Source organism: Stenotrophomonas sp. WZN-1 (assembly GCF_002192255.1).
In the GTDB taxonomy this organism is placed as follows: Bacteria; Pseudomonadota; Gammaproteobacteria; order Xanthomonadales; family Xanthomonadaceae; genus Stenotrophomonas.
This window is the reverse complement of record NZ_CP021768.1, coordinates 1,654,961-1,675,316: the sequence shown is the minus strand read 5'-3', so window position 1 is coordinate 1,675,316 and position 20,356 is coordinate 1,654,961. Positions and strand designations below refer to the sequence as shown.

21 protein-coding genes and 1 tRNA gene are annotated in these 20,356 nt (G+C 63.9%); 5 read left to right on the top strand and 17 right to left on the bottom strand.

Annotation, left to right across the window (positions count from 1 at the left end):
- The first annotated feature begins 29 nt into the window (after positions 1-29).
- Together CCR98_RS07955 and CCR98_RS07950 are read left to right on the top strand one after the other, a co-directional pair.
- Entirely contained in the window at positions 30-1,334 is a 1,305-nt protein-coding gene (locus tag CCR98_RS07955; protein ID WP_049445691.1) for a hemolysin family protein, read from the top strand.
- Positions 1,318-1,977 carry an exopolysaccharide biosynthesis protein gene (locus CCR98_RS07950; RefSeq protein ID WP_087922181.1) on the top strand — a complete coding sequence of 220 codons (660 nt, stop codon included), beginning with the start codon at positions 1,318-1,320 and terminating at the stop codon, positions 1,975-1,977. Before CCR98_RS07955 ends, CCR98_RS07950 begins: the two co-directional genes overlap by 17 nt.
- A gap of 87 nt (positions 1,978-2,064) precedes the next feature.
- Here the strand turns inward: CCR98_RS07950 and CCR98_RS07945 are convergent, their stop codons facing one another.
- The 4 genes from CCR98_RS07945 to CCR98_RS07930 form a co-directional block, all read right to left on the bottom strand.
- The gene (locus CCR98_RS07945) at positions 2,065-2,562 is read right to left on the bottom strand and encodes a pyridoxamine 5'-phosphate oxidase family protein (RefSeq protein WP_087922180.1); all 498 of its coding nucleotides are present in this window, start codon (positions 2,560-2,562) and stop codon (positions 2,065-2,067) included.
- A 68-nt stretch (positions 2,563-2,630) separates the two neighbouring features.
- Positions 2,631-3,626 (bottom strand): LLM class flavin-dependent oxidoreductase, encoded by a 996-nt coding sequence (locus CCR98_RS07940; protein ID WP_087922179.1) that lies wholly within the window; start codon positions 3,624-3,626, stop codon positions 2,631-2,633.
- Positions 3,627-3,857: 231 nt separating this feature from the next.
- Positions 3,858-4,625 carry a sulfurtransferase gene (locus tag CCR98_RS07935; protein ID WP_087922178.1) on the bottom strand — a complete coding sequence of 256 codons (768 nt, stop codon included), beginning with the start codon at positions 4,623-4,625 and terminating at the stop codon, positions 3,858-3,860.
- A 269-nt stretch (positions 4,626-4,894) separates the two neighbouring features.
- Entirely contained in the window at positions 4,895-5,260 is a 366-nt protein-coding gene (locus CCR98_RS07930) for a DUF6164 family protein (RefSeq protein ID WP_087922177.1), read from the bottom strand.
- A gap of 70 nt (positions 5,261-5,330) precedes the next feature.
- Here CCR98_RS07930 and CCR98_RS07925 point away from each other — a divergent pair, with 70 nt between their 5' ends.
- Both CCR98_RS07925 and CCR98_RS07920 read left to right on the top strand, forming a co-directional pair.
- Entirely contained in the window at positions 5,331-5,765 is a 435-nt protein-coding gene (locus tag CCR98_RS07925; protein ID WP_087922176.1) for an FKBP-type peptidyl-prolyl cis-trans isomerase, read from the top strand.
- The gene (locus CCR98_RS07920; protein WP_087922175.1) at positions 5,752-6,999 is read left to right on the top strand and encodes a TIGR03862 family flavoprotein; all 1,248 of its coding nucleotides are present in this window, start codon (positions 5,752-5,754) and stop codon (positions 6,997-6,999) included. Before CCR98_RS07925 ends, CCR98_RS07920 begins: the two co-directional genes overlap by 14 nt.
- A gap of 121 nt (positions 7,000-7,120) precedes the next feature.
- Here CCR98_RS07920 and CCR98_RS07915 read toward each other — a convergent pair whose 3' ends face one another.
- The 4 genes from CCR98_RS07915 to CCR98_RS07900 all read right to left on the bottom strand — a co-directional run bounded on the left by CCR98_RS07915 (position 7,121) and on the right by CCR98_RS07900 (position 11,147).
- Positions 7,121-7,582, bottom strand: a complete 462-nt coding sequence (locus tag CCR98_RS07915; RefSeq protein WP_087922174.1) for a GNAT family N-acetyltransferase — start codon at positions 7,580-7,582, stop codon at positions 7,121-7,123.
- A gap of 22 nt (positions 7,583-7,604) precedes the next feature.
- Positions 7,605-9,227 carry an FMN-binding glutamate synthase family protein gene (locus CCR98_RS07910; RefSeq protein ID WP_087922173.1) on the bottom strand — a complete coding sequence of 541 codons (1,623 nt, stop codon included), beginning with the start codon at positions 9,225-9,227 and terminating at the stop codon, positions 7,605-7,607.
- Positions 9,228-9,282: 55 nt separating this feature from the next.
- Entirely contained in the window at positions 9,283-10,569 is a 1,287-nt protein-coding gene (locus CCR98_RS07905) for a nucleotide sugar dehydrogenase (protein WP_087922172.1), read from the bottom strand.
- Positions 10,570-10,712: 143 nt separating this feature from the next.
- Positions 10,713-11,147: a BLUF domain-containing protein gene (locus CCR98_RS07900; protein WP_014036718.1), complete on the bottom strand. Its 435-nt coding sequence runs from the start codon at positions 11,145-11,147 to the stop codon at positions 10,713-10,715.
- A 131-nt stretch (positions 11,148-11,278) separates the two neighbouring features.
- On the opposite strand from CCR98_RS07900, the gene CCR98_RS07895 reads away from it, so the two are divergent.
- Positions 11,279-11,365 (top strand) — tRNA-Leu (locus tag CCR98_RS07895).
- Between the two features lie 471 nt (positions 11,366-11,836).
- On the opposite strand, the gene CCR98_RS21060 is transcribed toward CCR98_RS07895, so the two are convergent.
- From CCR98_RS21060 to CCR98_RS07840, 9 genes are all read right to left on the bottom strand, one after another.
- A complete protein-coding gene (locus CCR98_RS21060) occupies positions 11,837-12,346 on the bottom strand; it encodes a hypothetical protein (protein WP_157721521.1) in 510 nt (169 codons plus the stop codon).
- Positions 12,346-13,440 carry a tail fiber domain-containing protein gene (locus CCR98_RS21055; protein ID WP_157721520.1) on the bottom strand — a complete coding sequence of 365 codons (1,095 nt, stop codon included), beginning with the start codon at positions 13,438-13,440 and terminating at the stop codon, positions 12,346-12,348. Before CCR98_RS21055 ends, CCR98_RS21060 begins: the two co-directional genes overlap by 1 nt.
- Before the next feature lie 221 nt (positions 13,441-13,661).
- Positions 13,662-15,383, bottom strand: coding sequence for a hypothetical protein (locus tag CCR98_RS21050; protein WP_157721519.1), 1,722 nt, complete (start codon positions 15,381-15,383; stop codon positions 13,662-13,664).
- Entirely contained in the window at positions 15,383-16,642 is a 1,260-nt protein-coding gene (locus CCR98_RS21045) for a hypothetical protein (RefSeq protein ID WP_157721518.1), read from the bottom strand. Before CCR98_RS21045 ends, CCR98_RS21050 begins: the two co-directional genes overlap by 1 nt.
- The gene (locus CCR98_RS07860) at positions 16,642-17,538 is read right to left on the bottom strand and encodes a hypothetical protein (protein WP_157721517.1); all 897 of its coding nucleotides are present in this window, start codon (positions 17,536-17,538) and stop codon (positions 16,642-16,644) included. Before CCR98_RS07860 ends, CCR98_RS21045 begins: the two co-directional genes overlap by 1 nt.
- Positions 17,535-17,948 (bottom strand): hypothetical protein, encoded by a 414-nt coding sequence (locus CCR98_RS07855; RefSeq protein WP_087922164.1) that lies wholly within the window; start codon positions 17,946-17,948, stop codon positions 17,535-17,537. The genes CCR98_RS07860 and CCR98_RS07855 overlap by 4 nt, the downstream gene beginning before the upstream one ends.
- Complete coding sequence (locus CCR98_RS07850; protein WP_157721516.1) at positions 17,948-18,268, bottom strand: hypothetical protein; 321 nt, start codon at positions 18,266-18,268, stop codon at positions 17,948-17,950. The genes CCR98_RS07855 and CCR98_RS07850 overlap by 1 nt, the downstream gene beginning before the upstream one ends.
- Positions 18,265-19,731, bottom strand: coding sequence for a hypothetical protein (locus tag CCR98_RS07845; RefSeq protein WP_087922162.1), 1,467 nt, complete (start codon positions 19,729-19,731; stop codon positions 18,265-18,267). The genes CCR98_RS07850 and CCR98_RS07845 overlap by 4 nt, the downstream gene beginning before the upstream one ends.
- The gene (locus CCR98_RS07840) at positions 19,731-20,351 is read right to left on the bottom strand and encodes a hypothetical protein (protein WP_087922161.1); all 621 of its coding nucleotides are present in this window, start codon (positions 20,349-20,351) and stop codon (positions 19,731-19,733) included. The genes CCR98_RS07845 and CCR98_RS07840 overlap by 1 nt, the downstream gene beginning before the upstream one ends.
- Positions 20,352-20,356: the final 5 nt, after the last annotated feature.

Below are 20,356 nucleotides of genomic sequence, written 5' to 3'. Positions count from 1 at the left end.
ACCAACCGGGGACGACGCCCGTGTTTGAAATGATCCTGATTGTCTTCGCACTTGTTCTGCTGAACGGCTTCTTCGCCATGTCCGAGATGTCGGTCATGACCTCGCGCAAGAGCCGCCTGAAGCAGATGGCCGCCACCTCCAAGCGTGCCGCCAAGGCGCTGGAGCTGTCGGAGAAGCCGGAGAGCTTCCTGTCCACCGTGCAGATCGGCATCACCGTGATCGGCGTGCTGACCGGCTACCTCGGTGGTGAAGCGCTGGGCGAAGCCTTCGCCGGCTGGATCCAGGGCCTGATGCCCGGCTTTGCCTACGCCGGCAACATCGGTACCGCGCTGGCGGTCAGCCTGATCACCTTCATCACGCTGATCTTCGGCGAACTGGTGCCCAAGCGCCTGGCGCTGACCCGCTCGGAGGCCATTGCCGGCCTGGTCGCGATGCCGATGAGCTGGCTGGCCAAGCTGGCCCTGCCCTTCGTCTGGCTGCTGTCCAAGACCACCCAGCTGGTGCTGCGCCTGTTCGGCCTGGGCAAGGATGAAGTCGCCTCGGTGACGGAAGAGGAGATCCGCATGCTGGTGGCCGAGAGCCACGAGGCCGGCGTGATCGACGCCCACGAGCGCGACATGATGAACCGCGTCATGCGCCTGGGCGACCGCACTGCCGACAGCCTGATGACCCCACGCAACCGCATCGCCTGGCTGGATACCCAGGCCGGGCTGGAGCGCAACCTGGAAATCATGGCCGAGCACGAGTTCTCGCGGTACCCGGTATACCGCGACAACGACATGGACGTGGTCGGCGTGCTTGAACTGAAATCGCTGGCCACGCGCATGGCGCGCGGTGACAACGCGCTGTTCCAGACCCTGCGCGAACCGCTTTACGTCTCCGAATCAACCCACGCGATGAAGCTGCTGGAGATCTTCCGCGAGGAACAGCAGTCGATGGCGCTGGTGGTGGACGAGTACGGCGAAATCCAGGGCCTGGTGACCATCAGCGACCTGATGGGCGCCGTGGTCGGCCGCCTGCAGGCGGTGGAGAACGCCGACGAAGATGCGCTGGTGGTGACCCGCGAAGACGGTTCGCTGCTGGTGGACGGCTCGCTGCCGATCGAGGACCTGCGCGAGCTGATCGGCAGCAACGATCTGCCCGATGCCGAGGATGGCGATTACTACACGCTGGCCGGCATGTGCATCCATTACTTCGGCCGCATCCCGCACGCAGGCGAGTACTTCGACTGGGCCGGCTGGCGCTTCGAGGTGGTCGACCTGGACGGTGCGCGGGTGGACAAGCTGCTGCTGCGCACGCTTTCCGACGAGCAGGCCGATGAGCTCACCGCCTGAGGCCGGCCAGGGTCCGGGTCCTGAGCGCCCGGCGTACCGCAACGAGGGCATCCGCACCCTGCTGGAGATGTTCGCCTCCGGCGACCCGGCCGAGCACATGCCGCTTGGCCAGATCCTGTGCAACCTGCAGCAGAGCGCGTTCGGCGTGTTCCTGTTCGTGGCGATCCTGCCCTCGTTCATTCCGATTCCGGGCATGGGCGGTGCGGTCAGCGGCCCACTGGTGATCCTGATTGGCCTGCAGATGCTGTTCTGCCTGCGTCGTCCGTGGCTGCCTGGCTTCATTGCCCGCCGCGGCCCCAAGCGCGGCACCATGCACCGCTTCCTGGACCGCATTGATCGCCCGCTGCGGCGGCTGGACAGGATGCTGAAACCGCGCTTGCCGCAGCTGCTGACACCGTTGCCGGCCCACGCCTTCAGCGGCCTGCTGCTGGTGTTGCTGGGACTGCTGCTGTCGTTGCCGATTCCCTTCACCAACTTCCTGTTCGGCTTCCAGCTGCTGCTGTTCTCGCTGGCGCTGCTGGAACGCGACGGCGCGCTGATGCTGTTCAACTGGATCGCGGCATTGGCGGCGATCGCCTTCTTCGGCTTCAGTTCGGGGCAACTGGTGGGCTATACGGTGGAGCTGTTCCAGCGCTGGTTCTGAGTGCCGGCCACTGCGCTCGCCGGGCATGGCCCGGCGCTACCCCACACACCCCGACCGGTAGCGCCGGGCCATGCCCGGCGGAATTGCTCAGCGCAGGTCGATGAATCCGTTGTCGGCCAACGCCGCCGGTTCGTCCTGCACGGCCGACAGCACGAAACTCAGCGCCGTCCCCAGCAGCGTGCCCGGGCCATCCCAGTACTCGGCCGAGTCGGCGCGCACCTGGATCAGGCGCAGGTTCCGGTCGTCCTTGCCGCCCGGGAAGAACAGCTTCATTGCCGGCGACCACAGCTCCTCGATCTTCGCGCGATCATCGACAACCCGCGCGCGCCCCGCTACAGACACATAGGTATTCTTCGATGGCGAGGCATAGGCCACGTTGACGCGCGGGTCGAGCGCAATCTCGGCGACCTTCGGGCTGTCGGCAGTGATGACGAACCACAGATCACCGTCGAAGGTAACCTGCTGGGTGGCCAGCGGCCGGCTGTAGAGTCGTCCATCGACGCCGGTCGTGGTGAACATCGCCACCTCGACGTCCTTGATCAGTTCGGCCAGCTGGGCGATGTGTTCAGCGCGGGTATCAGCCATGTGGGGGCTCCATCGGTGTGAGCCCCCATCAGACGCGGTCTGGCCGCAATGGGCCGTGACGCAATTGTTCAGCCCGCGTGGCGGGCGTGCCAGGCGTGCATGGCCAGTTCGAACGAACGCAGTCGCGCGCGGTGGTCATACAGGTTGGCGGTGAGCATCAACTCGTCGGGCGTGTGGCGCTCGACAAACGCGGCGATGCCGTCGGCCACCTGCTGCGGATCCCCCAGCACGGTGCAGGCCAGTGCCCGCTCTACACCCAGCTTTTCATGCGGTTCCCAGAAAGTTTCGATATCGTCGATCGGTGCCGGGATCTTGCCCGGTCGACCACGGCGCAGGTTGACGAAACTCTGCTGCTGGCTGGTGAACAGGCGGCGCGATTCGGCTTCGCTGTCGCTGGCCACGACGTTCAGCGCCAGCATCGCGTGCGGCTGCTTCAGCGTGGCCGAGGGGCGGAACTCGCGGCGATAGACCGCCAGCGCTTCGTCCATCACGTCGGGCGCGAAGTGCGAGGCGAACGCATACGGCAGGCCCATCGAGGCGGCCATGCGCGCGCCGAACAGGCTCGAACCGAGGATCCAGGTCGGCACCCGCAGGCCGCCCCCTGGGACGGCCTGCACCGCCTGGCCAGGCTGCACCGGCTCGAAATAGTGCAGCAGCTCGCGCACGTCCTGCGGGAACTGGTCGGCGCTGTCGAAGTAGCGGCGCAGTGCGCGTGCGGTCGGCTGATCGGTGCCCGGGGCACGGCCCAGGCCGAGGTCGATGCGGTCCGGGTACAGCGAGGCCAGCGTGCCGAACTGCTCGGCCACCTGCAGCGGCGCATGGTTGGGCAGCATGATGCCGCCGGCCCCGACGCGGATGCGCTTGGTACCACCGGCAACATGCCCGATCAGCACGGCCGTGGCAGCGCTGGCGATACCAGGCATGTTGTGGTGTTCGGCCAGCCAGTAGCGGCGGTAGCCCAGCGCATCGGCGTGCTGGGCCAGTTCCAGCATGTTGGCGAAGGCAGCGGTGGTGTCACTGCCCTCGCAGACCGGGGCCAGGTCAAGAATCGACAACGGGATCATCAGCGGTTTTCCGTCTCAGGATCCCCCATGCATGGGGTCGGCCAGGCGCGGCGGCCAGTGACGGTGGCGGGATGCTGATTCCCGTTGGGCCGGTTCATGGCTGGCCGCGCTTGATCAGGTAGTGCCGGCCGCTGGCCGGCAGGCAAAGTGCCCTGGCAGCCGGCCAGCGACCGGCTCTACCCGGGAATCGGCATTTCCGCCAGGCATGGCCCGGCGCGACCGCGGAACCGGTCAGAACGCGCTGGGGCGCGGCTCCGGCAGTGGCTGGTCGACCATCGGCTTCAGTTCGGCATCCAGCGCCACGCGCTCGTCGAACACGAAGCAGCGGCCTTCGTAACCTTCGCCGCCCACCTCCTCGAAGTAGCCGAGGATGCCGCCATCGAGCTGCAGCACGTTGTCCATGCCATCGTTGGCCATCCACAGTGCGGCCTTCTCGCAGCGGATGCCGCCGGTGCAGAAACTGACCACGGTGCTGTCCTTCAGCGCTTCGCGGTGCGGCGCCAATGCCTCCGGCAGGTCGGTGAACTTGTGGATGGGCAGCACCAGCGCATCCTTGAAGGTGCCGTACTCCACTTCCTGCAGGTTGCGGGTATCGAGCATCACCACCGGCTTGCCAGCGTCGTCATGCCCCTGCCGCAGCCAACGCTGCACGGTAGCCGGATCGACCGCCGGGGCGCGCGGATAGTCCAGCGGCTGGCCGTCATCGCGGCGGAAGCTGATGATCTCGTCCTTCACCTTGGCCTTCAGCCGCGCGAACGGCTGGTGCTCGCTCAGGCTGGTCTTGACCCGCATATCGGCAAAACGCGCATCGGCATGCAGCGCAGCGTAGAAGCCCTCGACCGCCTCCGGCGCACCGGCCAGGAACAGGTTCAGCCCCTCGCCCGCCACCAGGATCGTGCCGCGCAGCTCCGCCGCCTCGGCGCGCGCCAGCAACTGGTCGCACAGGGCCTGGGGGGCGTCAATGACGGCGAAATGGTAGGCAGCGGTATTGGCGATCATCCCGCCATTTTAGCGCCAGACCACCCCAGGGTCAGATTTTCACGTTCATCCACGCATGGCGTGCATCTACAGAGCTCATGAACCTGTCCGAGGCGTGGCGGTGTGGGCAGGCGGGGGCGCAGAGCGCCATGGATGGCGCTCTACGAGGCACGCAGGAGCAGTTTTTGCCGTCCCCCGCCTGCCCACACCGCCACGCCATCCCACGGAAACCAGCTTTTGCCGTTGCCGTTGCCTCTGCGGGTGCCGGGTGCAACCCGGCCAGAAGCCCCCTACCCCCGCAATAGCATGAACGGCAGCAGCACCAGCGCCGCCGCAACGGCCATTCCCAGCAGTACCAGCACCACGAACAGCGGCCGCCGCCGGAACAGGCTGCCGAACGTCTCCGCCGTGCCGTCGCGCAACGCCTGTTCGCGCTCGGCGCGGATGCGCGGCCCGCGTTCGGCCTGGTACCCGGCCATCAGCGCCTTCGCACGCGGATGATCAGCATCCTCGCGCAGCCACAGGCCGCCATTGGAAATGCCCCAGGGGCTGGGTTCGGTGCGATACCAGGCGATGCCGTGCTGGTCGAGCAGCGTGCAGACATCGGCATATTCGTCGTCGCCGACATTGCGCAGATTGAGCAGGAGTTTTGCCATGTCCCCATGATACCCGGCGCCGATGCGCTACCCTTGCCGCCCTCGCCCTGCGCCCTACCGGAGACGCCCGATGCGCCGCCTGCTGCTCCCCCTGCTGCTGTCCCTCGCCGCCGTTGGCTGCTCGAGCGAGCCCTCCGGCCCGCCGCCGGGCGGCACCCTCACCACCTTCGAACGCATCGATACCGTGCCCGGCACCGGCGCCGAAGCCGTCTCCGGCAGCAAGGTCACCGTGCACTACACCGGCTGGATCTACGACAACCGCACCGAGAGCAAGCACGGCAAGACCTTCGACAGCTCGCTCAGCCGTAGCGAACCGTTCACCTTCGCGCTCGGCGCCGGCCAGGTCATCCGCGGCTGGGATGAAGGCGTGGCCGGCATGAAGGTCGGCGGCAAGCGCACGCTGATGATCCCACCGGACTACGGCTACGGCGACCGCCGGGTCGGCCCGATCCCGGCTGGCTCGTCGCTGGTGTTCGATGTCGAGCTGCTCGATGTCAAACCGTAATACCGCAACGCCCCATCGGGTCGCCGTCGTCGGCGGTGGCCCGGCCGGCCTGTTCGCCGCAGAGCGCCTGCGCGCCGCTGGGCTGGACGTGGACCTGTACGAGGCCAAGGGCTCACCCGGCCGCAAGTTCCTGATCGCCGGCAAGGGTGGCCTCAACCTCACCCATTCCGATCCGCGCCCGCTGTTCGACAGCCGCTACCGCGAGCAGTCCGCTGCCGTCGGCCGCTGGCTGGACGGCTTCGACGCGCAGGCGCTGCGCGACTGGGCCGCCGGCTTTGGCGTGGAGACCTATGTCGGCAGCTCCGGCCGCGTGTTCCCGGTCGACCGCAAGGCTGCGCCGCTGCTGCGCGGCTGGGTGCGCCGGCTGAAGGAACAGGGCGTGCGCCTGCATGCCAACCACCGCTGGATCGGCTGGAGCGACGACGGCGCGCTGCGCTTCGCCACCGAGGCCGGCGAGATCGAGGTCCACGCCGATGCCAGCGTGTTGGCGATGGGTGGCGGCAGCTGGCCGCAGCTGGGCAGTGATGGCGCCTGGGTCGCCCCCTTGCAGGCACGAGGCGTGGACATTGCGCCGCTGCAATCGGCCAACTGCGGCTTCGACATCGACTGGACGCCGTTCTTCGCCCAACGCAATGCAGGCGCGCCGTTGAAGCCGGTGGTCGCACACTGGCTCGACCTGGCTGGACAACCGCAGTCGCTGCAGGGCGAATGCGTGGCCAGCGAGTACGGCATCGAAGGCAGCCTGATCTACGCGTTGGCCGCAGACCTGCGCGAGACCATCAACCACGATGGCCACGCCATGCTGTGGCTGGACCTGGTGCCGGGACGCGATGAAGCACGCCTGTTGGCCGATCTGTCGCGCCCGCGCAAGGGTCGCAGTTTCGGTGAGCATCTGCGCCGCCAGGCCGGCCTGGATGCGGTGAAGGCCGCGCTGGTGTTCGAGATCCTTGGCAAGGACGCGGGCCACGACCTGCCTGCCGTGGCCGCTACGCTCAAGCGCCTGCCGTTGCGCCTTCTGCGTCCACGACCGATGGCCGAGGTGATCAGCACGGCTGGCGGCGTGCGTCTGGATGCGCTGGATGATGGCCTGATGCTGCGGGCAGTGCCCGGCGTGTTCTGTGCCGGCGAGATGCTGGACTGGGAGGCACCTACCGGCGGCTACCTGCTGACCGCGTGCTACGCCAGCGGCCTGCGTGCTGCCGAGGGCGTGATCGCCTGGCTGGCCGGGCGGTGATGCCTGCATTGTAGAGTCGAGCCATGCTCGACTGCTTTATCGCCTGAATCAAAAGCAGTCGAGCATGGCTCGACTCTACAAGAACGTTCGAGCATGGCTCGACTCTACAATCGCCGGGCGCTCACCACGGCCTACGCATGCTCACCGAAGCCAATGCCACACCACTGGGATGCGCATAGGCTTCCTCGCGCACACTGACAAAGCCCTGCCGTTGATAGAACGGCACCGCATTGAGCGAGGCCGACAGCACCACCTCACGCTCACGATCGGCCATCGCCAGCAACCGCTGCATCAGCGCCTGGCCGATTCCCTTGCCGCCACGATCCGGATCGACAAACAGCGCATCGACTTCATTGGCGCTGGCATCGAACACGCCGAAACCGAGCAGGTGCCCCTGATCGTCCTCGGCCACCACGCAACCGCCCTGCCCCAGCAGCCGTGCGTACTGCGACGGTGGCGGCGAAGCCGACCACGGTGCGATCACCTCCGCCGGATAGTGGCTGCTGCAGGTCTCGCGCACGCAGCGCGTGCGCAGGGCCCACAGCGTGGCCACGTCGTCGATGGTGCCGGTCCTGAACTGCATGGCTTCCCCTCTACAACAACGGTTATCGCGACTTGCTGGCGCGCAGCGCCTGGATCTTCGGCGGCGGCTGGAACGAGTCACTGCGTGCATCGGCCCAGAACGCATGGAACACCGCATGGTCGGGCACCTTGTGCAGCAGCTCGCCTGGTTCCAGGTAGCGGTACAGCGAGGCCAGCGAACGGATTTCCACCGGTGAGACGCGGCGCAGGATGTGCTCCGGCCCCAGCTCGGCCGGATCGTTCAGGCCCGCCGCACACAGCAGCTCCTTCAGGGCGTGCAGCGTGTGCTCGTGGTAGCTGTACACACGGGTGGCCTTGTCCGGTGCATCCAGATGCTTCCAGCGTGCCGGGTCCTGGGTCGCGATGCCGGTCGGGCACTTGTCGGTATGGCAGCTCAGTGATTGGATGCAGCCCAGCGCGAACATGAAGCCTCGGCCGGCATTGCACCAGTCAGCCCCCAGCGCGATGGTCCGCGCGATGTCGAACGCGCTGGTGATCTTGCCGGCCGCACCGATGCGGATGCGATCGCGCAGATCCAGGCCGACCAGGGTGTTGTGCACCAACAGCAGCGCTTCGTGCATCGGCACGCCGACATGGTCGACGAACTCCGCCGGTGCCGCACCCGTGCCACCCTCGGCGCCGTCGACCACGATGAAGTCTGGCAGCAGCCCGGTTTCCTGCATCGCCTTGGCAATGCCGAACCACTCCCACGGGTGGCCGATGGCCAGCTTGAAACCGACCGGCTTGCCACCGGACAGCTCGCGCAGGCGTGCAACGAACTGCAGCAGCTCGACCGGCGTCGAGAACGCCGAGTGACGCGACGGCGACACGCAGTCCACACCCATCGGCACGCCACGCGTCACCGAGATCTCGGCGGTCACCTTCGGCGCCGGCAGCACGCCACCGTGGCCGGGCTTGGCGCCCTGCGACAGCTTGATCTCGATCATCTTGACCTGATCATGGCTGGCATTGGCAACGAAGCGTTCCTCGCTGAAACCGCCCTTCTCGTCACGGCAACCGAAGTAGCCCGAGCCGATCTCCCAGACCAGATCGCCGCCCATCTCGCGGTGGTAGGGTGAAATCGAACCTTCGCCGGTATCGTGATAGAAGCCCCCCTGGCGCGCGCCTTCGTTCAGCGCGCGGATCGCATTGGCCGACAGTGAACCGAAGCTCATCGCCGAGATATTGAACACACTCGCCGAGTACGGCTTGGCACAGTTGGCGCCGATCAGCACGCGGAAGTCATGCTTGGCGATGGCGGTCGGCGCCAGCGAATGGTTGATCCACTCGTAATCCACCGCATAGGTACTACGCAGGGTGCCGAACGGCACCGTGTCCATCTCGTTCTTGGCGCGCTGGTAGATCAGCGCACGCTGCTGGCGCGAGAACGGCACGTCCTCCAGGTCGCTCTGCACGAAATACTGGCGGATCTCCGGGCCGATCGACTCCAGGCCGTAGCGGAAGTGCGCCATCACCGGATAGTTGCGGCGCAGCGTGCTGCGCTTCTGCAGCAGGTCCCAGGTCCCCAGCGCCACCATCGCGGCGGTCAGGCCGACGCCCCAGTACCAGGCCGGCCAGATCGTGGCCAACCACAGGCAGATGGGGAACATCAGGATGGCGAGCAGGTAGACGATATACCGGTGCATGGCGTTCCTTGGTTGCAACTGCCTGCGAGTCTACCGCGCTGCCCGCCGCCCGGGTTTACAGGCGATCGTCAACCACGTTGCGTGGCCAGGCCGATTTCACGTCGTAGACCAAACCGCCCGGTGCCAGCAGCGACCGGATACCGGCCTCGTCCATCGCCTTGAAGCGGGCATGGGCTACCGCAAGCACCACCGCGTCATAGGTCCCTGCCACGGGTTCGGCCAGCCACTGCACGCCCTCATCGGCCAATGCCGCCGGGCCGACCCAGGGATCACTGACCTCGACCTGTGCACCGGCATCACGCAGGCGCTGCGCCAGCTCCAGCGCACGGCTGTTGCGCAGGTCCGGGCAATCCTCCTTGAAGGTCACGCCGAGCACCAGGATGCGCGACTGCGCAGGTTCGCGGCCGCGTTCGGCCAGCATCGCCAGCACCCGCAACGCCACATGTTCTCCGACGCGGTTGTTGACCTGCCGCGCGGTATGGATCAGGTCCGGGTGGTAGCCCACGCTCTCGGACTTGTGCAGCAGGTAGTACGGGTCCACGCCGATGCAGTGGCCGCCGACCAGGCCCGGCCGGAAGGGCAGGAAGTTCCACTTGCTGCCGGCCGCGTCGAGCACATCCTGGGTATCGATGCCGAGCCGGTCGAAGATCAGCGCCAGCTCATTGACCAGCGCGATGTTGACGTCACGCTGGATGTTCTCGACCACCTTGGCCGCTTCGGCCACGCGCATCGACGGCGCCGGGAAGGTACCGGCGGCAATGATGCGCTGATACAGGCCGTCGATCACCACAGCCACTTCCTCTGTCGACCCCGAGGTGATCTTGCGGATGTCGGCCAGGCGCCGCTGGCGGTCACCGGGACTGACACGCTCCGGGCTGTAGCCGCAGAAGAAGTCTTCGTTGAAGCGCAGGCCCGAGCCTTCTTCCAGCAGCGGCACGCAGACTTCTTCGGTGGTGCCCGGGTACACCGTGGATTCGTAGATCACCAGGTCACCCGCGCGAAGATGGCTGGCGATCAGCCGCGTGGCCGAACGCAACGGCTCCAGATCGGGCTGCTCATAGGCATCGATCGGGGTCGGCACGGTGACGATGTAGACATTGCAGGCATCAAGCAGGGCCGGATCGCTGCCGTACTGCAGCTGCTGTGCACTGGCCAGCTCATCGGCCTCCATTTCCAGCGTGTGGTCCTGACCCTCGCGCAGCTCGGCAATGCGATCGGCATCGATGTCGAAGCCCAGCGTCGGCCAGTGCCGGCCGAAGGCCACCGCCAACGGCAGGCCGACGTAGCCCAGGCCGATCACCGCAAAACGCGGGGTCTCCGCTGCTGCAAGGGTGGCGCTCACTGGCATGTCCTGCGCAATGGATGAAATCCCATGCGTGCCGCCATGGCTTCGGCCGACCTGCTCATTCGCTGCACCACTCCGGGTAACTCCACGCCAGAAAGGCTACAGCCTAACGGCCCGGGTGCCTGGCCGCCAAGGTGGGATCAGGAGCCCAGCGCGACCGCGGCCGGTTCCAGCTCGCCATCGGCGCCGGTCCAAGCCTGCAGCAGGCGCTCGAAGCCACCGCTGCCAAGCAGGAAGCCCGGCCACGCCGATTCGACGATCTGTGCCAGCAGCTCCGCATCGATGCGCCGGGTTCCCATCGACCAGCGCGGAAACGCCCGCTGCGCCACCGGCGCTCGGCACAGCACCTTCAGCTGGCCATGGCTGCGCGCATTGACGATGCGCTGGTACACCGAATCGATGCCATCTTCGGGACCCTCCAGATACTGCAGAAAGCGCGAGCCATCGAACATCAGCACACCGGTGACGCCGGCTACACGGTTGAATGCCGTGGCATCGGCCAGCAGGCGGTCAAGATCGGTTGTCTGCAGATCGGCGCGGGCCTCACTGGCATAGGCAATCGCGTGCAGCGACATCAGGTGGCTCCCCCCCTGGGAACGATGGCTGGGACTATGACATGAATAGGAACGACAGTTAAGCACGTCACTGCACCGATGCAATCCAGCCGCCGTGCGCCGGGTGGGCTACAATCGGCGCCGCGCTGCAGGCCCGGATGGCGAAACTGGTAGACGCATCGGACTTAAAATCCGCCGGGGGCAACCCCATGCCGGTTCGATTCCGGCTCCGGGCACCAAGGCTTTCGAGCCTATTCCGTCACCCACATCAAAACACCGCTGTGCAGTTTTTGTGCATAGGTCGCTAGATGCGCAGCTTGGGAATCGCATCCAGCCTAGCCGCCTGCTGTCGCTGCTCCTTGGTCAGTTTCGGCTTGGCCGTGATCTTCGCCACAGCTTCCCGCAGGGGCATGCCAGGGAACAGCCGAGCGGCACACCACCGCTCGGCATACCTCATTCCCTGATCTGCACTGGCCGCCCTCACCCGCTTGAGCTGCCACATCTTCCTGCAGTCTAGGGTGACAGACGCGCCCTGGGAATCTGGCTGGACATGGGCAATCGAACGGTCGCCCCACCACAGCTCCCACCGGCCATAGCGCGCCACCCAGCCGTGAAGGGCTGAGGCGCTTTGGCGATAGGTGGGAATCTGAGACGGTTCCATGCCGGGGAGGATACGCCTCCCCGTCTCATGACCTGCGATACCCGAGTCATCAAGTGGTGAAGTAGGCCAGATTGACCGACATGTCAGTGGTAACGGAACTTATGCCATCCGACACCGTGCACCTCTTGACCGCTGTCAATGTGTCGTTTTTGGCGACGGTTGCAGAGAATGACGGGCTGAACACATTGGCGCCCGGAGTTGGTATCGCCGTTGAGCCAGAGAGATGCGCCCAGGTGCACGTATAGGAACCACTGCCGCCAGAAGCGGATACGCTGCCAGTTGCAGTCACTGTTCTTGAGGCAGGGGCCGGCTCTGGCAGAGTATCGGTCTTGTTTGCGGAGCTGGAAGAGGCAGCAAGAGAGCCACCGCCACCCGAACCTCCCTGCCCGTAGAAATTGAACAGTGAAATGGCGCCAGAGGTGGGGATGGCCGAATTTGCAGCGGTATTCGGAACATAAGCGCCGCCACGATAATACTCAAAGATGGAGTCCGGAGCTGCGCCACCGTAGAACTGCCGGATCATTGCTAGGGAGATGGGACCACTGGAGGGAAGCGGCATCAGCCACCTCCAAGCTCGGCCACGCGAGCCTCCAGGGCCAGAAGGCGGCGAGCCGTTGCGACCACGCCAACCAAGGCTGCGTTTCCATAGGCCACACTCAAGAGTCCCTCTCCGTCCTCGTGAACCGTGTGCGGCAGGACCTTGCGCAGGGACTGAGCGCCAACGCCGGTCTGAGTAGTGCCAATATCGGTGCGGTCGTACGTACCCACCTTTTCCAGACCTGCAAGCTGTTCAACGAGATCGCTGGACAGGGGACGCCAGTTCTCTTTTACTCTCTCGTCAGACCCACCAGTTACGTTACCCGAAGCGGTTACGTCCCCGCGAAGCGCCCATGCACCAGACCCGGCAGTGTTGTACAGAAGCGCGTTGGCACCAGCGGTATTGTCGAATAGGCCAGTCTGCCCGTTGCCGAAGTTGAACCAAGAGAAGGTATAAGAGCCACGCACGCTGACAAGATAGTCATTGCCGGTATGGTTGAGCTGGAGGCGACCGGCTCCAGACATTTGGCCGATAGTTACGCCCGCTCCCTCTGTCCAAGTATGGCTACCGCCGCGATAGTAAAGATTGGCGTTTGGCAGCGCGCCGGTAGAGGAATTGCCCGTGAGGTAGATGTCATTGGCGCCGGAGTTCGAGATAGAGAAGAACGGATTTCCCGCCGTGCCAACCTGTAGGGCGCCGTACATCCGATCACCTGTACGGCGCAGAGATCCGCCAACAGAGGCAATCGTCCACACGCCAGATGCAGTACAACGGAAGGTGAGACAGTCACCGCTCACAGTCACAAGATTGGCACCGCCAAGCTGGATGTTGGAGCCGTTAACAAGGGTGCAGGCACCGTTGAATCGCAGCTCTCTACGGCAGCCCACATATCCAGTTCCGAAACTGTTGATGGTTGCGGAGCCGGTGACTTGGACAGACTCGCCATCAGCCAGAGAAATATCGGTGGTAGACGCTGCAGCAATGGTTGCCGACGCAACCGCGTTGGTGGATCGCAGGATCGACTGGATGGCCCGGAGGTAGTTGTCCAGGTTGTTGCCGATAGACTCGGTGCCAGTCGGGAAGTTGGCACTAGCCAGCTGGGCCAGGTCGGCCATGCTGTTAGGTACGGGCATTTCGCCTCCAACAAAAAAGGCCCCGTGAAGGGGCCTAGAGGGTGGTAAAATCGGGCTTCCCTAGCCAGCTGGCATTAGGAATGGACAAGGAACGAGTTATCGCGGTAGCCCTACTGCCCTTCGTTCTGTGGGGCCTTGACTCCCTGAAGGCCTATCTGGCCCGCAGGCGAGACAGGATTGAGAGGGAGAGAGGCGACCATTACTCAGTCGTCAGCTCGGCGCCGCTTCGTCTTGGGCACGACAGCCGGTGCGACGAGGATGGTTCCAGCGGGAGCAGCTCTCGATAGCGCCAAGGCGCCCTGGCCTGGATTTGCGACGGCACCCGCCAGAAGGCCGCTGTTAAGCACCCGACCGGCAGTAGCTCCGCTTGCGAGTAGCCCGGCGAGCGGCAAAATTGATTCCGTACCGCCCACCAGGCCGCCACCGCCAAGCAGGCCACCGGCCAGCAAGCGTCCGGAGGTGCCACTGTCGGGAATTGGATCCTTCAGAAGAACCTGCCCTGTCCTAGCAAGCTCCCGCATCTCCTTGGTACTGCCATTGCGGATCGCGGGCCAGAGCGCTGCGGGACGAACATCACCGCCTGCACCCGCCACCTGCTTCAGGACGTTCTCAGTCGTCCGAAAATTAGACCATTGCCCCCGGAGTTTGCGCAGGGCAACAGCGTCATCCGGACCAACTGCATCTGCTGCTATGTTGTCCAGTTCCTTACGGAGCGAAGACACCGCCTGACCAACCTTGTCCGGACCCTCAGCCTTCATAATCTGAGTGCGAAGCGCTTGGTATTTCTGACCTGTCAGCACGCCCGCATCGTTAAGCTCTCCGACAATGTCATCAAGCTGGTTCGCAACTACCCGTGCGTCGTCTTGGGTGAGGCGCCTGCTTGCCGCATTGTTGATTGCGGCAAGCCGTTCAAGCGCACCTCGCCCGACAGGTACATCATTCCGGTTGTATATATCCTCAAACTGGCTCGACAGATTGCGACGAGCGCCAGTCATCACATCATCCGTGAATTGAGGCGTATCAGCCCCGAATGTGCGGCCCACTGCCCGGTTGAATGCACCTTGCTGCCGAGACGCGGCTTCTCCAGCCCCTGAGAACGGGAGGTACTTTGCAACGCTTGCCATTGTCTTGAGCGGGATCGACTGCGAAAGCTGGGAAATATGCAGAGGGATGCCCTGCTCCCGCGCCACCTCGATGGCTCGCTGACGGATCGGATCTACCGCAGCTCGGGCGCGGCCAGCCAGCGCTCCCAGCGCAGACTGTGCGGCGCCACCGATGCCACCAGCCGCACCGCCAATCGCGGCATTCTCAAGGCGACTCTCATCACCCGTGACCGGATCCAGGGCGCCGTATCCCGCGCCGAGCGCAGCATTTCCCGCAATCCTGCCACCAATGGATGGGATCCTGCCGATGGCGCCACCTGGGGCTGCAAGGAGACCGATATCTCCAGCCACCTTGCCAACAGACGCCGCGCCATTGCCGTCCATGAAGGCCATCTGATCGGCCTGGCGCTGAGCGTCCTGCTCATCAGTGAGCCCCAGGATCTGCCCAATAGCCATTGCCCCGGATGCAACGCGCGAGCCAGCACCGGACGCAAACTGACCAATCAGCGGCGCCTGGCTGAAAGCCTGTTGCCGGTTTGACAGCTCCGCAGCGCGGGCTGCGGCTGGATCGAAAGAGGCGCGCCTAGCGGCATTTTCCTGAGCCAGCTGTTCTGCAGTCACTCCCGAGGTCGCTGGGCCGCCCATGCTCAGCAAAGCCAGCGGATTGCGGGCCGTCGTATCTACGGAGGTAGAGACGCCCGAGAAGTCTGCACGTGGCGACCCGGAACGGTACTGAGAAAGAGCCCGCTCCATCGTTGCGTTGTCAGTGCCATCCGGGAACTCAACAACATTCCCGTCAGGCAGTTCGACCTCAATAGGCATTATTCGATCTTCCCGGTTGCGGGGTTGTATTTAAGGCGACGAGGAGTAGACGAGGGGCGACTTGATTGCCTTGCAGGTGCGACAGAACCTTGCTGGCCCAGCTTCGCCCGAACGATTGCGTCAATGTTCGCCAACTTAGCCTGCCGCGCCGCAGGAAGATCCATGCGATTCGGGACCATATCCATCAACAGCTTCTGATCTGCGTCAGTGAACGTGCCTTCACCAGATGCACGGAACAGCTGTTTCAAAACCGGAGCAATCGCCGCTACGCCGCCCTGGGCAATCTGTTGATCTGCCGTAACTGCGGGGAGGCTGCCGACAAACGGGTTCGTGACTGCACCGGAAAGCCCCTGCTTGAGCCCCGCAATTGCAGCCTCGTACTGTGCAAGGGAGTTGGAATTGGCAACCTGGCGCTTCTGGGCCTCTGCCTGCTCATCAACGAGCCTCTTACCCTGCGCCTCTTCCAGCGCGTCACGAACTCCAAGGCGACCAGAAACATCGGCCTGCTGGATCGCAGCATTCTTGCGAGCGTCAATTTCTGAAAGCGTATATGGGAACGTCGATGCTGCTTGCGCAGAAGCCACGGCACCTGCCTCCGCCTCCTTTGGACGGCCAATGAACAGCGCAGGATCCGCAGCCATTATGGGAGCCTGTGGCGTCCCCAACTGCGGGTTTTCTGGATTTGCACGAATGGCTGCCTGGACTTCGGGCGGCAGCGAGGGATCAATGTAGACAGAAGGCGTTGGCGCAGATGCGGGAGCCTGCCCCGGGCCCGCAATGACCCAGTTCTGACCATCGAATACGCTCCACTGCCGCGTGGTGGGGTCAAAGGTCCCGATTCGCTGACGGCCATCAGCCCCAGTCACCATCTGCGGCTTAGCGGCGCCAGTCACGGCTCGAGGCAGCACGCCAAGGTCGATTTGTACGGCCCGCTTGTACTCGTCGGTGCCGGGCTCATATCCAGCAGCACGCGCCTTAGCGTCTAGCGCCTTGAACTCAGACCCACCACCCGCCTGGTTGGCAAGCATGGCGTTCTTATAGCGCATGTTGCCGAGGTTCTCCGCCCCTTGGTTAACTGCAAGCAGGCCGCTCTGGATGCCATTCGCCAGTGCACCGCCAAAGCTGCCACCAGATGGCTTGAGCAAGCCAAGACCGAGAGACAGGAGTCCCTGCCGGCCGAGTGCCTGCCTGTCTTTTTCACTAAGACCGGTTGATTCGGGGATGAAGCCCCCCAGCAATCCACCAAAGTTAAGTGCCATCAGCTGTTCCCCCACAGAGAGGCCAGTATTGCCGCGTAACCGGCAGCATTCTGGCCTGCGCTGGTGTAGTTCGGATTGTCGCCAGTGGTCGTATTGCTGCTGCTTCCGCCACGAATCGCGCCAAGCGCATTGGTCAGCAAGCCGAGACGGTTGGCATCCCAATCCCGCCACTCGTTGAACTGCTGGCGGTCATCGTTGATCGCCTGCTGGTTCAACAACTGCTGCAGCGTGCCCTGCTTGAGGATCTGGTTGGTATCGTTGTAGCCCATCTGCTGCAACTGTGGCAGGAAGCCGAGCGCATTCTGGCGGAACTGCTGATCCTGGTTGTACAGCGCCGAATTACGGTTAAGTGCGCTCTCCGCCAGCTGCGACTGACGGTCATAGTCGGCGTTTCGGTACTGGAAGTTCGTATCGCTCAGCTGCTGGGCAAGGTTCTGCTGGCCCTGAGACAGCGCCTGCTGCATGGCCGAGCCACCATAGGCACCACCTGAGTTGAACTGCGCAAGCTGGGTGGGCAGCGTCGAGTCTGTGTAGCGCTTGGTAATGTCGCGGTTTGCCGCGTCGATCATGTTGCCCAGATACGGGTTCTCCCCCGCATACTGATTCTTCTGATCGATGTACGGGTTGGCAAACTCGCCACCGATGGCACGGTTAACGTAGTCGCCTGCATTGGCCTGCCACTGCGCGTTCTGATCGGCCATGGCGCGGTTCATCGTGAACGCGTTTTCCTGATCAGGCGTGAACCCCGCGACAGTCGGGCCGCCGTAGCCAACGTATGGCTGGGATGAAAGCTGGCTTGCGCGCCCTAGTGCTTGCTGGAAGTACGGAACCGACCATGCGGGCGGGTCGTTCGTGCTGACAGTAGTGTTGGTGGTCTTCTTCTTACCGGAACTCATGCCAGCGGCACCTCGTAGGTGGCGGAAACGAGCTTGAATCGCTTGCCCCAGCCTTTGCGGGGGGATTCAAGAGTTAGCTTTGGGGCGCCCAGCTGGAGCGCGATCTGCTTGATGGCGGATAGGCCGAAATCGAACGACTCATCCGTGCCCGACAGAGCGTTCTCAGCGATCCAGATATGCAGGCAGCGCTGGCCGCTGAATTCCTCGGCCGGCTGCGTCAGGATGAACAAGGATCGATACTGGCCCAGCTCGTAGACCAGGTGGCAGATAGCCGATGCGTTCGCTAGCTGGTGATACACGTCTTCCTTGATCCAGTCCGGCGACGTGGCCTCAATCACCGAATCCAAGGCAGCCGAAACCACCGGCCAGTGAGCGCGAAGCTCAGCCGGTTTCACAATTACAAGTTCCATCAGCCCCCCGTGAGGAAACGGCATTGCACCCATGTGCCTGGAGCGCCTGCAGCTACGCAGCGCCAGCCATGGATGATGTATTTGCTGCCCGCCGTCCCAAGCTCGGACGGGGTGCTGTTCAAGATGAAGTCGCCGAGGTTGTAGTTAACCGCGCTGCCCGTCGGGGCGGCCGTCGTAGCATTCGTCACTGCGACGACCTGCCCCTCAGAGAGCTGGTTTAGCTGGGTCGTCATCTTTCGCCACTCGGTGGTCAGCTGACGCACCATCGGCGTTTCTTGGTTGTCCGATCCCGGCAAACGAAGCTCAGGGTTGACCCTCATTCTGGCGACCCTCCGTTAATTGCCAGCGAGAACCCGTTGATCGCCATGCGACCCGGGAAGTCCATGCGGAAGCTGTGCCAGTGCGATGCGCGGCGGAAATCGAACCTCGCTTTCTGCATCTGTGCTGTGGCGTCCTGAATCCTTGGATCGCCCAAGTCCTCGCGGTAGAAGTTGGTCATCTGCGCGGTAGCAGGCTTGACCCTAAACCGAGGCTTGAGCCGGTCGGCGAACACGTAATCATCCATATCGCCCACATCTCCAGTGATGAGCCAGGACGGCCCCGGCTCGCCCGTGATTGTCTTCAACACGTTGCCCTGGATCACTGCCGGTGCCATTGTGTCTGCCAGCCAGAAGCTGGAGTCGTAGGCGATGTTCGGCAGGTCGTCGTAGGTCGCGTACAGCGTGCCGAGACCGTCGTAGGTAATCTGACCGCTGGAATACAGCAGCGCTGCCTGAACGCTGATCGCCTGCTTGCCCCACTGGTTCGTGCGGAAGTTGTAGATCAGGCAGCTGTCCAGCTCCCCGCTGCTGGCCGTACTGGGGTAGTACCAATACACGAGGTCACGGGGAATATCGGCGACGCCGAAGATCCGCTCCTTGTACTGCTGGTTGAGGTTGGCGAAGAACCATTCCCGAACCGGAGTAGCCGTGCTATTGAACGTGGCGCCACCTATGGGCCGGGGCACCGTGCCGTCGTAGACGTAGAAATCGGACGGGCCAATGAAGAAGTGCTGCGTACCCACTACCACGACCGATTCATTGCCGGAGCAGCCAATGTCGCCCGGCACTCGATCCCACTGCCACACTAGCGGAGGGCCAACGTATCGGCCCAGGTACATCGACGTGTCCTTGTAGGCCACCACATCGCTACCCAGCGCTGCGCCAGCCTTGATCGCGCCAGGAGAGTCAAGGAGGCGTCCGTATGCGCACTGCGTGGCTGCTGAGGCCGTCCACGTGGCCTGATTGCGGATACCCGAGCAGTGCCAACCGTCGGGCGCATCACCGTACTGGGCCTGATTGACGTTCAGGGCCATCACGAAGCCCGCAGCCGTGACGATGATTGACGCAGCGGGGGAACCGGCAATGTCCGTGAACCCAGACCCCGGAACCGACTGGCCGATCACCTCGGTGCGGTTTGCAGCCAGGACGTTGTTGCCGAACACGGCCCAGCGCATGCGGTTGGTGCCGCTATAGCCGCCAGCACGGGAGCGATCCACCCAGGAGCCGCCCGATGCCTCCTCAATACGAGGGCCGTCTGCCACAAGAACGCGCTTGGTGCCGTCCAGCAGCTGCGCAATGAAGGCGCTTGTAGCCGGTGCAGCCAGTGCCGGGTAGTTGGTGTTAACAAGCGAGTTCGCCGCAGCCAGCCCCGTAGTGGTCGGGATGATCGCGTTGCAGTCGGTCAGGATGCCCGGGGTTTCCGGGTCAAGGTCCGGGGCAAAACCGATCAACTGTGCGCGCATTAGGGAAGCATCCTGTTAACGGGCCGGATCATCGACCCAGGGCCATAGCGTGCCCCGTCATCCTCGGCCTTCATTCCGTTTCGGATCGCCTTGGCAATCCCCGCCCACGTCTGGATGCGCGCATCGTCATTGATGAACGGTGCCGAATGCACCAGCGAGGAGTAGAGGTAGAGTCCCGGCTCTCGAAGGATCAACCAGTTCTGCTGGTTCGAGTCAGACAATGCGGGGATCGATGCGAAATAGGTGATTACGTAGTCAAGATCGCCAGGACCGTTCACAAGGATCAGGCCGTCGCCCTGCTCTACATAACCGATAGGAGGGCCGCCAAAGTAATTCGCGTTGGTAGCAAGAGCATCCGGACTCATTGCGCTCAGACTCAACTTGATTCCGCCGAACGTCACATAGACAGCCTGCATTTCACGGTAGTCGGTTGGCAGTGTGATCGTATTGCCAACACTGGTGCCGGTCGCGGTAGCCTGCATCTGGCGGACACGCAGCTGACGGTTCAAGTCAGCCTCTGCCATCTGGATAAAGCCCGGAATGGCGTTAGTCAGGTCTGCGCGGGCAAGTTCATCTGCCACTGCTGCCTTTAGGGTCGCGTAGTCAACTACGGTAGCCATAGCAG

Coding starts and splice junctions, on each gene's coding strand:
- CCR98_RS21050 (WP_157721519.1), bottom strand. CDS start 15,383: ATGCCTATTGAGGTCGAACTGCCTGACGGGAATGTTGTTGAGTTCCCG.
- CCR98_RS07920 (WP_087922175.1), top strand. CDS start 5,752: ATGTCAAACCGTAATACCGCAACGCCCCATCGGGTCGCCGTCGTCGGC.
- CCR98_RS07855 (WP_087922164.1), bottom strand. CDS start 17,948: ATGGAACTTGTAATTGTGAAACCGGCTGAGCTTCGCGCTCACTGGCCG.
- CCR98_RS07925 (WP_087922176.1), top strand. CDS start 5,331: ATGCGCCGCCTGCTGCTCCCCCTGCTGCTGTCCCTCGCCGCCGTTGGC.
- CCR98_RS07860 (WP_157721517.1), bottom strand. CDS start 17,538: ATGAGTTCCGGTAAGAAGAAGACCACCAACACTACTGTCAGCACGAAC.
- CCR98_RS07955 (WP_049445691.1), top strand. CDS start 30: ATGATCCTGATTGTCTTCGCACTTGTTCTGCTGAACGGCTTCTTCGCC.
- CCR98_RS21045 (WP_157721518.1), bottom strand. CDS start 16,642: ATGGCACTTAACTTTGGTGGATTGCTGGGGGGCTTCATCCCCGAATCA.
- CCR98_RS07950 (WP_087922181.1), top strand. CDS start 1,318: ATGAGCTCACCGCCTGAGGCCGGCCAGGGTCCGGGTCCTGAGCGCCCG.
- CCR98_RS07845 (WP_087922162.1), bottom strand. CDS start 19,731: ATGCGCGCACAGTTGATCGGTTTTGCCCCGGACCTTGACCCGGAAACC.
- CCR98_RS07935 (WP_087922178.1), bottom strand. CDS start 4,625: ATGATCGCCAATACCGCTGCCTACCATTTCGCCGTCATTGACGCCCCC.
- CCR98_RS07910 (WP_087922173.1), bottom strand. CDS start 9,227: ATGCACCGGTATATCGTCTACCTGCTCGCCATCCTGATGTTCCCCATC.
- CCR98_RS07930 (WP_087922177.1), bottom strand. CDS start 5,260: ATGGCAAAACTCCTGCTCAATCTGCGCAATGTCGGCGACGACGAATAT.
- CCR98_RS07945 (WP_087922180.1), bottom strand. CDS start 2,562: ATGGCTGATACCCGCGCTGAACACATCGCCCAGCTGGCCGAACTGATC.
- CCR98_RS21060 (WP_157721521.1), bottom strand. CDS start 12,346: ATGCCGCTTCCCTCCAGTGGTCCCATCTCCCTAGCAATGATCCGGCAG.
- CCR98_RS07940 (WP_087922179.1), bottom strand. CDS start 3,626: ATGATCCCGTTGTCGATTCTTGACCTGGCCCCGGTCTGCGAGGGCAGT.
- CCR98_RS07900 (WP_014036718.1), bottom strand. CDS start 11,147: ATGTCGCTGCACGCGATTGCCTATGCCAGTGAGGCCCGCGCCGATCTG.
- CCR98_RS07915 (WP_087922174.1), bottom strand. CDS start 7,582: ATGCAGTTCAGGACCGGCACCATCGACGACGTGGCCACGCTGTGGGCC.
- CCR98_RS07850 (WP_157721516.1), bottom strand. CDS start 18,268: ATGAGGGTCAACCCTGAGCTTCGTTTGCCGGGATCGGACAACCAAGAA.
- CCR98_RS21055 (WP_157721520.1), bottom strand. CDS start 13,440: ATGGCCGACCTGGCCCAGCTGGCTAGTGCCAACTTCCCGACTGGCACC.
- CCR98_RS07840 (WP_087922161.1), bottom strand. CDS start 20,351: ATGGCTACCGTAGTTGACTACGCGACCCTAAAGGCAGCAGTGGCAGAT.